The following is a 13,843-nucleotide window of genomic DNA, read 5'->3' as shown; positions in this document are numbered from 1 at the left end:
GATGCAATAGATTAAAGCGTTTGTTGTCGGTAAAATTTTCCATATTTGCATAAAATCCATTTGATGACTGAGCGATACTAAGTGCAGTTTCTAGATGACTTATACCCTTTGTTGCTTGATATTTTTCACATTTGTTGCCACCGTTTTTAAAAAATTTTCCTCTTCTTCTTTTGTAGTTATCTGTGGCAAATTCAGCATTTTAATTCTCATTAAAAAGTTAGCAATGATAGAATTTGCTTTTTATTTTTGTCATGCTTTAAGCCGTATGGATAACAAAAGCAAACCTTAGTAGTAATCAAGATAGTATGTTGTTTGATAGCAAATTTTCACAAAAATTATTATCAACACACTGCAATAAAAAGCACCTATTTAGCTTGAATAGTTTTGAAATAAGTCAAAGACAAGATAGTTATTATCTAGTATAAATGATTAACGCCTAAGCTTAGCAATGCCAAATTTAAGCGTTAAATTAGCAATAATACGATGCAAAAGCTTTACTACTCCTGTTTTGTTTTTAGTTTGCTTAGTAACTCTTCTATGTTGTATTTTGCACGATGCTCAGCACTTAGTATGTGTATAAGTATATCGCCAAGGTCTATTACAACCCAATCGTCGCTAGCCTCAACGCCTAAAAAATTTTCGCCAAGTGGTTTTAGTTGCTCCTTTAGCTCATCTGTTAAAGCCATCGCGTGACGCCCATGCAAAGATGTGGCTAAAACGACGTATTTAGCGATATAGTCTTGTTCGCTCATGTCTATAGCTTGTATCTCTTCGGCTTTTTTCTCGTCTAAAATTTCAACGATTTTTTGTATTCTTTGTTTCATTTTTGTCCTTTATAAAATTTTAATACTTCATCTTTTATTTTGCAATCAAGCTTATCAAGTCCGTTGCCATTTCGTATGCGTGATGAGCTGATATCAATGTGCATATCAAATATCTGAGTGTCGCTTGGCACTATAAAATCATCTCTAGTTGCTATTATAAAATTTACTAAATTTTTTAGCTCATCATATCCATGCCATTTATGCAAGGTAGCGGCATGATCTGCTCCGATAATTAGATAAAAAATTTCTGGTTTGTGCTTATTTATGAGATATTTTACAGTTTCTATAGTAGGAACTGGTCTTTCTTGAGATATCTCATAGTCTGAAATTTCAACACCATCTAAATTACTCCAAATCTTTCTTATCCATTTTAGTCTAAGCTCTGGAGATGCTGAAAAACTACTCTTAAACGGACTTATAAAGGTTGGCATAATAATTAATTTATTTATATCAAGTGATTTTAGTGCAAGTTTTACTATACTATCATGCCCTAGATGTGGCGGATCAAAGCTACCGCCAAATAGTGCTAATTTCAAAATATTTACCTTTTTATATCTTTGTTTAACTTATATTTGTGTAAAATTAGCCGTATTATATCAAAAGGAGATGAAATGCCTATTAAAGTAGCAATTAACGGATTTGGGCGTATCGGCAGATGTGCTGCACGCATTATTTTTGAGCGTGATGACGTAGAATTAGTAGCCATAAACGATACAGCCAAGCGTGAAATGACAAGATATTTATTAAAATTTGACAGTGTTCATGGTGAATTTAAACACGATGTGGCTGTTATAGATGATGATTACATTAGTGTAGATGGCAAAAAAATAAGAGTTTTTAGCACACGTGATGTAAATGAGCTTGATTTTGGTGCATATGGTGCTGAGGTCGTGCTAGAATGCACTGGTGCAAATTTAACACAAGAAAAGTGTGCTGGTTTGTTAAAAAATGGCGTTAAAAAAGTCGTTATGTCGGCTCCAGCCAAAGATGATAGTCCAACTTATGTTATTGGTGTAAATTCACACGAATACAAAGGCGAAGCAATAATCTCAAATGCAAGTTGCACCACAAACTGTCTAGCTCCAGTTGTAAAGGTTTTAGATAATGCTTTTGGTATCGATAAAGCACTAATGACTACAATCCATGCTTATACAAATGGGCAAAGTATATTAGATGTCAAGGCTAAGGATTTTCGCAGAAGTAGGGCAGCGGCTGAAAATATCATACCTACTACAACAGGGGCGGCTAAGGCAATAGGTAAGGTTATGCCACATCTAAATGGTCGCATACACGGACAAAGTATGCGTGTGCCGGTGCCAAATGTATCGCTAGTTGATTTGACTGCGGTGCTTAAAAAGAGTGTAAGCAAAGATGATATAAACAAGGCTTTTGTATATGCAAGTTTGGGTGAATTTAAAGATTTAATCATTATTGATAACGAGCAGCTTGTTTCAAGCGATTTTTGCACAAATGCCGCATCTGCTGTGTTTGTACCTGATACAACACAGGTAATATGCGATGACATGGTAAAAGTTTTGGCATGGTATGATAACGAATGGGGCTACTCAGCACGTCTTGTTGATATGGGCGTTTTGGTAGCAAAAAAGGGTTAAAATGCAAGATATAATCTCTATAAAAGATATAGATATTACAAACAAAAAAGTTTTTTTAAGGTGTGATTTTAATGTGCCAATGGACGAATTTGGCAATATTACTGACGATCGTCGCATACGTTCAGCACTTCCTACTATTAAATATTGCTTAGATCAAGGTTGTAGTATTGTCGTAGCTTCGCATTTTGGGCGACCAAAAAATGGTTTTGAAGAAAAATATTCGCTAAAGCCAGTGGCAAAACGTCTAGGCTTTGCACTTGGACTAGATGTCATAATGGCAAATGACGTCATAGGTGCAGACGCTAAAGACAAGGTTGCTAAATTAAAAAAAGGCGAAATTTTAATGCTTGAAAATTTACGCTTTGAAAAGGGCGAAACTAAAAACGATGAAGCACTTGCTAAAGAATTTGCATCGTATGCTGATGTATATATAAATGACGCATTTGGCGTGTGTCACAGGGCACATAGCTCGGTTGAAGCGATTACTAAATTTTTTAGCGAAGAGCAAAGGGCGGCTGGATTTTTACTACAAAAAGAGATAGACTTTGCTGAAAAACTCATCAAAAAGCCAACGCGTCCGTTTGTAGCTGTTGTTGGTGGAAGCAAGGTTAGTGGCAAACTTCAAGCACTTACAAATTTGCTCCCGCGAGTAGATAAGCTAATAATTGGCGGCGGCATGGCTTTTACATTTTTAAAGGCATTGGGTGAAAATATCGGCAATTCAATTGTTGAAGAAGAGCTTATCCCTGAAGCACTTAATATACTAAAACGTGGCAAAGAACTAGGAGTGAAAATTTACTTACCGGTTGATGTTGTGGCGGCTCAGAGCTTTTCGCCAGATAGTGCAGTTAAATTTGTTACTTCGCAAGAGATTCCATCTGGTTGGATGGGGCTTGATATAGGTCCAGCTTCTATTAGACTTTTTCAAGAAGCGATAATCGATGCTCAGACGATTTGGTGGAACGGACCTATGGGCGTTTTTGAGATGGATAAATTTAGCAAAGGCAGCATGAAAATGAGCCACTCTATCGCTGAAACACATGCTACAACTGTTGTTGGTGGTGGTGATACGGCAGATGTAGTAGCACGTTTTGGAGATGCTGATGAGATGACATTTATCTCAACTGGAGGCGGAGCAAGTTTGGAGCTAATTGAAGGCAAGGAGTTGCCTGGTGTAAAACCGCTTAGAAAAAAGGATGAGTGGCTATGAAATTTTATGCAAACTTAAAATGCAACCACACAAGAGCTAGTTTTGCCAAATATGCCAAAATATTAAATGATAAAATTGATGCAAATAGCGATGTTTGCGTGTTTGTCCCAGCAAGTGCGTTTTTGGATAATGAGTTTAAGTTTTCAATCGGCGGACAAAATTTCTATCCGTGCGAAAATGGTGCATTTACGGGCGAGATAGGCAAGATGCATTTAGATGAGTTTGGCATAAAGCATGTGCTTATCGGACATTCTGAAAGGCGAGAAATTTTAAATGAAAGCGATGAGCTTTTGCGTTTAAAATTTGACTTTGCTGTAAAAAATGGCTGGAATATAACCTATTGTATAGGTGAAAATTTAGCCACATATCAAGACGGCAAAACAAAAGATTTTTTAAGAAATCAGCTTAGCTTAATTGACTTAAATTATCAAAATTTAGCCATTGCTTATGAGCCGATTTGGGCGATAGGCACTGGAAAGAGTGCGAGTGTGGATGATATATCGCAAGTGCTTGATTTTATCCGCACACTAACTCACGCACCGCTACTTTACGGCGGTAGTGTAAATGATAAAAATATAGCAGAGATAGCAAACATAAAAGAGTGTGGTGGTGTGCTTGTCGGTGGTGCTAGTTTGGACGCTGAAAATTTCTTAAATTTGATAGAAAATGCAAGATTTTAGGGATAAAATAGGGCAAATTTAATAGTTTTTGTGATTGTTATGCGAAATATTTTAGTATCTTTGTAAGTATAACGACGATAATGAGTGCAAAAAAAGTGATTTGGTTATTTAATAGAGCATAGGATTGTTAAATTTATTATACAAAAGATAAGAGTGGGAAAATCCAGTCTGTATCACTCTTATGCCAATGACTTTGATGCTTGTTTAATGATTACTGGGACGCAAATGATATGTTGCCTTTTAGTATGAAAATAAAATGGTGCGTTATAAGAACTAAAAAGCATTTTGGTATTATAAGAGATTGGTTTTGTAATATGTGATGGCTTAGGTGGCTTATATTTGCAAAACATCTTAAAAAAAGTTTTGTTGATTAGGACATGATGGTTTAAATAAATGAGCTTAAAGGAGAAAATATGTTAATGAATGGTAAAAAAGGTCTAATCGTAGGCGTTGCAAATTCTAAATCTATCGCTTATGGCATCGCCGAAGCTTGCCACGCACAAGGTGCAACGATGGCTTTTACATATCTAAATGATGCACTAAAAAAGCGAGTTGAACCCATAGCACAGGAGTTTGGCTCTAAATTTGTCTATGAACTTGATGTGAATAACGATGAGCATCTAAACAGCATAGCCGATAAGCTAAGAGCTGATTTTGGCGAGATAGATTTTATCGTTCATGCCGTTGCTTATGCACCAAAAGAGGCACTTGAGGGCGAGTTTATAAACACAAGCAAAGAGGCGTTTGATGTAGCCATGGGAACTAGTGTGTATTCACTACTTTCGCTTACTCGTGCAGTTTTACCAGTGCTTAAAGAGGGTGGCTCAGTATTGACGCTAAGCTATCTTGGCGGACCAAAATTTATCCCGCATTATAATGTAATGGGTGTAGCAAAAGCAGCCCTTGAAAGCTCTGTTCGCTATCTTGCACATGATTTAGGCGCTAAAAACATACGTGTAAATGCGATCTCTGCTGGTCCGATTAAGACCTTAGCCGCCTCTGGTATAGGCGATTTTAGAATGATGTTAAAATACAACGAGGTAAATGCTCCACTTAAACGCAATGTCAGCACCGAAGATGTCGGCAAATCTGCAATGTATCTACTTAGTGATTTGGCTAGTGGCGTGACTGGAGAGGTGCATTATGTTGATTGTGGATACAACATAATGGGCATGGCAGACATCACAACCAATGAAAATGGTGAAACTATCTTAGCTATAGACTTAGATAAATAGTAAATTTAGGTGTCTTTTGGCACCTATTTGCTTTGAAAGATTGATACAAATTTGTCTTAAATTAATCTAAAGTAGATCTTTGTTGTTTATAAAATTTGCCATAAATACTGTGATGTAAAAATCAAATCAACGTCATGTTTGATGCTTTTAGTTTGATTACTCTATTTTTAAAATATTATAACAATTAGTATGATTTTTATTAGGACCGAAGTTAGATAATAAAAAGAAGGTTGCAATTTATAAGTCTGGCTTTATTGTTACAAATACAGGCGTGGCTTAAATTATGAAACTCAGTCTTTTTTGAGTTTGAAATAACTTTTATATTTTTTATTGTCAAATTTAGATTTAAAAACAAATTTTATTTTGGTCGCTACAAGAAATGCTTTATTATTACTTGCAATCGTGATTTTGTTGTTTTTAAAAAAATTATATAAATTTTAAACCAGCCTCATTGCAATAAAATTTATAAAAAACTAGATTTTTAAAATACTGTTTAATATGCAGTATTTGGAGTTTAAATTTCTTAAATACATATTGGTTTATTAGCGAAGTAGTTCTTGGAAAGCTACGAGCGTTAGCGAAGTAGAAAACAGCCCCAAATTTTCCTTAATTTTTCATAAAAATATAGACATAAGTAGTTTTTAAAGTTTGATTTTTTATCTTTGAGATAACTAGAGTTAAAATTTTAAATAAGTAAATAATTTACGTAAAAATAATGTAAAAATTAGTATTTTATGTTACTAATTTACTCAGCAGTTTTGAATTTATTAATTTTTTGAAAATTTACACTTAATTTATATTCGATAAAATTTTAATAAAATATATTTAAAATACGTTTTATATTTTAAAATTTTATTAAAAAGTTATATTAATAATATTAAATTTTAGCATAATGAAATAAAATATCATAATATTAAATAAGACTTAAATAATCTTATTAAGTAAAAATTTAAGAAAAATAAATAAACTATGTTTAAATATTAGTTAAATAAGGAGGGGGTTGGATTTGTTGTTAGCAGCCTTAAGCCTTAAGTAACACAGTAATAGTGCTTAATGGTTGTTGTTTTGGGGTATAGCGGTGGCGAAAGCCTAAATTTAGTTTTAAATTAAGGAGCAAAAGATGAAAAAGGGACTTAAAGTTTTATCTAGCACCTGTATCGCAGCTTTTTTGTCTATGGCAGCGGTTTGTGGAGTATCAGCTGACAATCCGCCAACCGATCAAGAGATAATGAAAACAAAAAATGCAAAAACAGATGTAACAAAGACTTTTCAAAATGATGGATATAAGCCTAGAACGCTACTTGATAGTGTAAAAGGCGATAAGTTTTATTGGGATTATCTATTTGAAAATCACCCAATTTTTAAATTTGAAAAAGAGGGTAGGCTTGTAGGTGAGTATTCGCTTTCAGATAGACAAGAGGAATTTGTTGATTTTGGTGGAGGTAAGAAATATGCAGAAAAAGTTGGACGACCTACTGCTGTGACTTATCGTTTGGCAATGGAGTCATTTTTGGATTTTCCAAATAAATTTGTAGGAACATCTAAATGTGCAGAGTGTCACCCAGCACAATATGCACAGTGGGAGCGTTCAAGACATGCTAAAACCATTCGTTTCCCTGAGGATTTAGATGAGGTAAATGGCGATCCAAAACAAGGCATGTATGGCACCGATACGCCTATCTTAACTACTGGTATTAGACCTGATGATACATTTGCTATCATAGGAACTCCTAGGACAAAATATGGATTTTTGGATAAGTGGCTAGTTCGTGGAACATATCACGTTATAGATGGCACACTTGATGATCCAAATTCTAAAATTGTAGCTGGTGGCAACCAGTTTTCTGTAAACTGGACAAAATTCTTAACTCCAGAAGTGGCTAAGAAAATCCAAGCCGAACTATCTCCAAACTTCCCAACCGATATGGCTGGTTTTGGTGGATCAGGCTCACATATGTGGGGTATGAACTCATACGGTGCCACATATCAGAAAAAATTCCGCTTCCAACCAGCTAGTGCATATTGTGAAGTTTGCCATAGTTTTAAGTTTGATTTTAATTCAAAAGAAGAATACTTAAAAGCCTTAGGTAACACAAAAGAGCTTAGAAAACATACTATTGCTATGGGTATATCTTGTGAAGAGTGTCATGGTGCTGGTGCTCACTTATATGGTGCTAGAGGTGCTGGTATGGCTTCAAACTGCGAAAGATGCCATCAAAGATTTCAGTATCATGAAGATGATAGCAAAATCAATCCAAGAAAGCCATTTAACTCATACTTCAAATCAGCTTGTCCATCTTGCGGAACTGAGGGCTCACAGCTATATAACTCACTTCACTATGATAAAGGCTTAAGATGCAATACTTGCCACGATCCGCATGAAGTTACAGCAAATGATTGGAAAGATCACTATACTTTAACTGGTATAAAACAAACATGCCAAGATTGTCATAAAGAGCAAACTGATATGTTTAAATTTGGCGGACCTCACGCTAAGGATAATTGTACAGGTTGTCATATGCCAAATATGATGAGTTGTGAGAATTTTGCAGCTATTCAAGATCCTGATAAAGCTGGATTTGATAACGTTAGGGCGTCTCATATTTGGAAAATTTTGGTCGATAAAGATAGAAAATCAGTAAATCCACCTGCAGGCAAAGAGAGAAGCTCTAGTGTTAAGGGATGGAGATTTGATAGAGAAGATGGCAGATACTTTGTGGATTTAATGTGGAGCTGCGGCAGAACTGCATTTGAAGATCCAAACTTAGTAAAACCAGGTGCTAGTGGATGCCATAGTGTGATTCAATCAACTCTACCAAAAGAGCTACACTATAAGGATCAAGCAACTATATATGATGCTGTAATGCAATGGCAAAAACCAGTTAAAGATGGCTTTGCGTTTGTTGAAGACAAGCTAAAAGATGTAGATAAAGCTATGGTTGAGAATAAAAAACTATCAACTGAGCAAAAGTCACGTGCTTTAAGCTATGCAAAACAAGCTCAAGATATCTTAGATAGACTTAGAAAAGATGGCTCATGGGGCGTTCATGGACCAAAATATGCTCAAAAATTAATTGATGAAGCAAAAGTCTATGCAGAGCATGCAAAAGATATAGCAACTGGCAAAAGTAAATAGGCTAATCACAAAATAGGGGGGCTAATCCCCCTTAAAAAATAGGTAAAATAAGGAGACAAGGCTATGAGATTTAGCAAAATTTTAGTCATCATTACTGCCTTTGTGATTAGTACGTTTGCCTCCGCACCTATGGATGTCAATCTAGGCTTAGAGGGTGTAAAACCGATAAGCCTAAGTGAGGCTGAAAGTATAAGCAAGGAAGCAAATGCTTTGTTTTTAGACACAAATGAAGATAGTGTTTATAAACAAAGGCACGTTGCTAAGGCAATAAATGTAAATATAAGTAACGTCTTAAGTCACATGCCAGATGACAAAAATGTAAAAATTGTGCTATATGGACAAAACTCATCATCACGTGAGCCAAACCAAATAGCTAAAATTTTAATAGCAGAAGGCTACACAAATCTATACTATATGATAGAAGGCATTGATGCATGGGCAATAAGTGGTCGCAAGACGAGCAGTATATTTTTTAAAAATGAAAAACTTCCTGAAAAGGAAATACACAGCTTTTATGACGGAATACATGAGCATTTGATGTTTGCAAATTTACCAAGTTGTCGTGATTGTCACAGCTCACCAAAGGTAGTATATGCGTCAAAAGCTGAAAAAGAGGAGCTTTTTAGAGATAAAGAGTTTGTAAATGACAATTGTAAAAGTTGCCATAATACCGAAAAAGAGCATTTTGAAAAGAGTGTTCATAGTCCGTTTGTAACTCAGGATCTAAAAGCCGATAGAAAACTACCAAATTGTACTGATTGTCACGGTGTGCATGTGGCTGATAAAGACGGCAAAGTGCTTAGAGAGCTAAAGCAAATAAGTCAGGATAATTGTGGCGTATGTCACGAAAAAGAGCAGAGCTTATATCATGAGACATTTCATGGTAAGGCGTTGTTGCTAAATGCTCCGGGCGATGCTGTGAGAGTGGCTGCGTGCTTTGATTGTCACGGTGCTCATAATGTGCTAGGCATGGATGATGAAAAATCTATGATACACGTGAATAACAGAACGCAAACATGCGGCGAGTGTCACCCAGGCTCAAACATGAACTTTACAGGATTTATAGCACATGCTGATCACACCGATAGCGAGAAATTTCCGCTACTACATGGTGCATATGTGTTTATGACAGGTCTTGTTATAGCGGTATTTGGCTTCTTTGGTTTGCATACATTGCTGTGGTCTGTTAGATTAATTCGTGCTAGATTAGAGCATCCTATGGCATGGAAAGCGGCAAAAGAAAAAGCACATAATGATAAAATGACACTTAAGCGATTTAGTAAGTTTCATATGATTCAGCACTTCTTTATGGCTGCTAGTTTCTTAGGACTTGCGTTTTCTGGATTGCCACAGAAATTTTACACAGCGCCATGGGCTAAATCTATGATTGAGCTAATGGGTGGCATGGAGATGGCGACGTTCATACACCATGTTTGTGCTGTTATTATGTTTGCGGTATTTTTATCTCATATTGCTGAGATTATCTTGGTTCAAGCTAAGAAAGGAAGCGGATTTTTCTCTCGCTTGTTTGACGCTGATTCATTAATGCCAAGATGCCAAGATTTTGCCGACATGAAAGCACACTTTATGTGGTTTTTAGGCAAGGGTGAAAGACCTCAGTTTGATAGATGGACTTATTGGGAGAAATTTGATTATCTAGCAGTATTTTGGGGTATGTTTATCATAGGATTTAGTGGGCTTGTGTTATGGTTTCCTGTATTCTTCTCAGGATTTATGCCAGGCTGGATGATAAATTTAGCAACATTAGTGCATTCTGATGAAGCGCTACTTGCGACTGGATTTATCTTTGCTATCCACTTCTTTAATACTCACTTTAGAGCTGACCGCTTCCCAATGGATATGGTTATCTTTAGTGGAACGTTAAGTGAAGAAGAGATTAAACAAGAAAGAGCAAAATGGTATGAACGCTTAAGTAAAAATGGTGAGCTTAAAAAGCTATATTATACAAACGAAGAGTATAAATGGTATAAGCCATTAGCAAAATTTGCTGGTTTTGCTATGCTTGTTACTGGTTTGGTATTCTTATTCTTAATGATTTATGCTTACGTTGTAAGTGTATTTTAGTGGATGCCCCCGCATATAGCGGGGGTTAAATTTTGTTTATTTTGTAACTCATTTTAAATAAAATTCAAATTTTAAAAGCTATATTGTTTATAAAAATAATTACATATTGTTTAGTATTTCTAATTTTAGTGGTGAATATATGAAATTATTTAATAAATTTAAAAAGACTTACTAGATTATTAAACTTTTGCATATTGTAAAGTGAAGTATTGCAAAAAATGAATTTGCTAATGGCAAAATCACATCAATAGTATTATACTTTTTCACTTCACTGCGTTTGTAGCTGCAAACAGAAGGGGGTTGTAAGCATAGATTAAGTAAAGTAAAAGCATAAAATAGAGAAATTTCTTTTACATTTAAAAGAGTGCAAATTTAGATTTAATAACAAGGAAAATCTCTATCAAGTTTTCTTAAAATTGATAAGAAAATCCGCTTAGCTTATCTTGAGCCAAATTTAAATAGTAATTTTGCAAAATAATGTGTGGTTAAATTAATCCAAAAACTATTTTTGCTCCGGCGTTAGAGCTGGTATTAGATAGCCCTCATTTACTAATAAATCAACTGTGCTTTTAAAAACAGGAAGAGCTGATTGGGCTCCATAGTGATAATATTTGCGTTTTGGCTCTCTTGCTAAAACGCCGATTGTATAGGTATTGCCGTTATGGTCATTTGCAAAACCAAAAAATGAGCCGTTATATAAATTGCTATATATACCCTTTTTTGCTATGTGTGCTGTGCCTGTTTTTCCGCCAACTTCTAGTCCTGGCGTTAGTGCCTTTTTGCCAGTGCCTTTTTCTACAACTTTGATTAATGTCCGCTTCATTCGCTTTGCTACATCTTGTGTTATTATTTGTTTTGGCTGTTCTAGTGGCACTAAGTATCGCTTTGCATTTTGCTCTAGCGAAATGCCAAAATGCGGAGTTACAGCAATTCCTTTATTATTAAATACATTGTATGCCTTCATTAATTGTATAAAGGTCGCACTTACTCCGTATCCATAGCTAACCGTTGCTTTATATGTTTGTGAGTCTAGTCTATTTGCGTTAGGTATGGCACCTATTTGTTCGTATGGCATATCTATGCCTGTTTTTTGAGTAAAGCCAAAATTTATAAGTCCGTCGTATATTTGTGTGCCACTTAGACGTTTTGCTAGTTCGATCATGCCGATGTTTGAACTCTCAGCGATTATGTCTTCTGCACTTAGATATGGTGCTGGGTGTGTATCGCGTATTATACGCTTACCAAGCTGATATTTGCCGTTATATGTGTTTATTAATTCTAGCGGATTTACTTTATTGTGGCTTAGTAGTATTGAAAATATAAAAGGCTTAAATACCGAGCCTATTTCGTATGAATACTCAGTTGCTGATGAATTTAGTGATTTTATGTCTTTTTGTTTTATTAAGCTTGGATCATATCTAGAACTACTAGCCATAGCTAAAATTTCTCCAGTTTTACTGTCCATTACGGCTGCTATTATTTCTGTTGCATCGACAAACACACGTGCTTCATCGACAATTTTTTCAAGCATTGTTTGAAATTTTAAATTTATAGATATGTTTAAATTGTAGCCATCTAGACGATTTGCCAGATTTGATTCACTTGTAAAAATCATGTTGCTTCCAACATCTCTTGGCCCTACTAATTTAGCGTCTTGTATAGGAGCTAGATACTCATCATAATAACGCTCAAGTCCCTTTGCTCCCATGCTTTTTTCATCTTTTTGGCTTATATAGCCAAGCACTGGAGTTAGGCTATTTTTGCTCATATAGGTTCTGTTTTTGCGACTTTGTGGAGTTTCAAATATACTCAATCCTTGAGTAAATGTTGAGTTTCCTATTGGAACAAATACCTTTTGTCGGTATAATTTTTTAGCTAGTTCTCGTAGATGCATGGCTGTTTTGGCATCTATTTTATCAGAGAAAACTAATGTGCTTCTTGTTTTATTGATTGCGTTTTTTATATCCTTTTCGCTTTCGCCACTATATAGAGCATATAGTTTTATAAACATATCTTTTTTGTTTGGATCTATGCTTCTTACGTCTAGTTTTGCAGTGTATAGTTTTTGACTTATGGCTACGCTAAAGCCATCTTTTGTGATAATTGATCCACGAAGAGCTGTGTTTGATTCGCTAGTTTGTAAGCTTGGTAGTCTTCTTTCAATACTTGCTCTATAAAACATCGTAAATAAAAACAACAAAAACATGACTATAATTAGTAAAAATAGTATTGTTGTTCTTGTTTTACGTGAGAGCATATATTATATTTGTGTGCGTGAAATTTCTTTGTATGCACTAAGTGCTTTATTGCGAATTTCTAGCATTAATTTCATGCTGTTTTCTGCTTTGCCTATTGCGATTGCTGCTTGATGTAAATCTTTTACCTCTCCAGTAGCTAAATCCGCTATTGTTTTGTCTGCTGTTTCTTGGACTTCATTTAACTCTTTTAATGAGTTATTTAAAACACTTGCAAAGTCAAAGCTTTTATCAGTAGCTACTGTTTTCTTGCTTTGAGTGCTTGAAATTCCGTCAATTTTAGCGATATCGTTTATCATGATTGTGTTCCTGATATTAGATCTATTGCACTTTGTGCGATTGTTTTTGTGCTTTGAAAGGCTGCAACATTTGCCTGATATGCTCTTGTTGCTTCTATTAAGTTACTCATTTCAATTACTGGGTTTATATTTGGATATGCTACGTATCCATCAGCGTTAGCATCTGGATGTGATGGATCATATTTTAGTATAAAATCTTTATCATCGCGAACTATTTTATCTACCACTACGCTCATTACCGGTGGAAAAGCGTGTTCTGGAGCAGCTGGATCATCGATTGGATTTTGATATTTATGAAGCTCGTTTTTTTCTGCTAGAGTTTGGTTAAAAACTTTATTAAAATCAATGGCTTTAAAAATCACATCTTGACGACGATATGGCCCGCCTTCTGCAGTGCGCGTAGTGTGAGCATTTGCTATATTTGAGCTTATTATGTTCATTCTAAAACGCTGTGCTGATAGTCCGTATCCGCTTATATCAAAGTCATTTAAATACATTATTTACCT

At 35.2% G+C, this 13,843-nt stretch carries 11 protein-coding genes and 1 pseudogene; 7 read left to right on the top strand and 5 right to left on the bottom strand.

What is annotated here, in order from left to right; translation table 11 throughout:
• Window positions 1-497 precede the first annotated feature (497 nt).
• Window positions 498-824 carry a ribosome silencing factor gene (gene rsfS / locus LQU93_RS07675; RefSeq protein ID WP_229933295.1) on the bottom strand — a complete coding sequence of 109 codons (327 nt, stop codon included), beginning with the start codon at window positions 822-824 and terminating at the stop codon, window positions 498-500.
• Window positions 821-1,360, bottom strand: a complete 540-nt coding sequence (gene nadD, locus LQU93_RS07670) for a nicotinate (nicotinamide) nucleotide adenylyltransferase (protein WP_229933294.1) — start codon at window positions 1,358-1,360, stop codon at window positions 821-823. Before nadD ends, rsfS begins: the two co-directional genes overlap by 4 nt.
• Window positions 1,361-1,435: 75 nt before the next feature.
• Between nadD and gap the strand changes: the two genes are divergently transcribed.
• The 7 genes and pseudogenes from gap to LQU93_RS10130 all read left to right on the top strand — a co-directional run.
• The gene (gene gap, locus LQU93_RS07665; RefSeq protein ID WP_229933293.1) at window positions 1,436-2,437 is read left to right on the top strand and encodes a type I glyceraldehyde-3-phosphate dehydrogenase; all 1,002 of its coding nucleotides are present in this window, start codon (window positions 1,436-1,438) and stop codon (window positions 2,435-2,437) included.
• Window position 2,438: 1 nt separating this feature from the next.
• Window positions 2,439-3,647, top strand: coding sequence for a phosphoglycerate kinase (locus LQU93_RS07660; protein WP_229933292.1), 1,209 nt, complete (start codon window positions 2,439-2,441; stop codon window positions 3,645-3,647).
• Window positions 3,644-4,327 carry a triose-phosphate isomerase gene (locus LQU93_RS07655; protein WP_229933291.1) on the top strand — a complete coding sequence of 228 codons (684 nt, stop codon included), beginning with the start codon at window positions 3,644-3,646 and terminating at the stop codon, window positions 4,325-4,327. The genes LQU93_RS07660 and LQU93_RS07655 overlap by 4 nt, the downstream gene beginning before the upstream one ends.
• A 413-nt stretch (window positions 4,328-4,740) precedes the next feature.
• Window positions 4,741-5,562, top strand: coding sequence for an enoyl-ACP reductase FabI (fabI, locus tag LQU93_RS07650; protein WP_229933290.1), 822 nt, complete (start codon window positions 4,741-4,743; stop codon window positions 5,560-5,562).
• 1,120 nt (window positions 5,563-6,682) lie between these two features.
• Window positions 6,683-8,698, top strand: a complete 2,016-nt coding sequence (locus LQU93_RS07645) for a cytochrome c3 family protein (protein ID WP_418884078.1) — start codon at window positions 6,683-6,685, stop codon at window positions 8,696-8,698.
• Between the two features lie 63 nt (window positions 8,699-8,761).
• Window positions 8,762-10,783, top strand: a complete 2,022-nt coding sequence (locus LQU93_RS07640) for a rhodanese-like domain-containing protein (RefSeq protein WP_229933289.1) — start codon at window positions 8,762-8,764, stop codon at window positions 10,781-10,783.
• A gap of 211 nt (window positions 10,784-10,994) precedes the next feature.
• A pseudogene (locus LQU93_RS10130) lies at window positions 10,995-11,230 on the top strand (hypothetical protein); the annotation flags it as partial.
• 55 nt (window positions 11,231-11,285) lie between these two features.
• Here LQU93_RS10130 and LQU93_RS07630 read toward each other — a convergent pair.
• The 3 genes from LQU93_RS07630 to flgC are packed head-to-tail and all read right to left on the bottom strand — an operon-like array spanning window position 11,286 to window position 13,837.
• Complete coding sequence (locus LQU93_RS07630; protein ID WP_229933288.1) at window positions 11,286-13,040, bottom strand: peptidoglycan D,D-transpeptidase FtsI family protein; 1,755 nt, start codon at window positions 13,038-13,040, stop codon at window positions 11,286-11,288.
• Window positions 13,041-13,043: 3 nt separating this feature from the next.
• Complete coding sequence (gene fliE, locus LQU93_RS07625) at window positions 13,044-13,337, bottom strand: flagellar hook-basal body complex protein FliE (protein ID WP_229933287.1); 294 nt, start codon at window positions 13,335-13,337, stop codon at window positions 13,044-13,046.
• Complete coding sequence (gene flgC / locus LQU93_RS07620; protein ID WP_229933301.1) at window positions 13,334-13,837, bottom strand: flagellar basal body rod protein FlgC; 504 nt, start codon at window positions 13,835-13,837, stop codon at window positions 13,334-13,336. The genes fliE and flgC overlap by 4 nt, the downstream gene beginning before the upstream one ends.
• Window positions 13,838-13,843 lie beyond the last annotated feature (6 nt).

This window comes from Campylobacter majalis (assembly GCF_905120465.1).
Taxonomy (GTDB): domain Bacteria; phylum Campylobacterota; class Campylobacteria; order Campylobacterales; family Campylobacteraceae; genus Campylobacter_A; species Campylobacter_A majalis.
The sequence above is the reverse complement of the archived record's forward strand: the minus strand, read 5'-3'. Positions and strand labels throughout refer to the sequence as shown.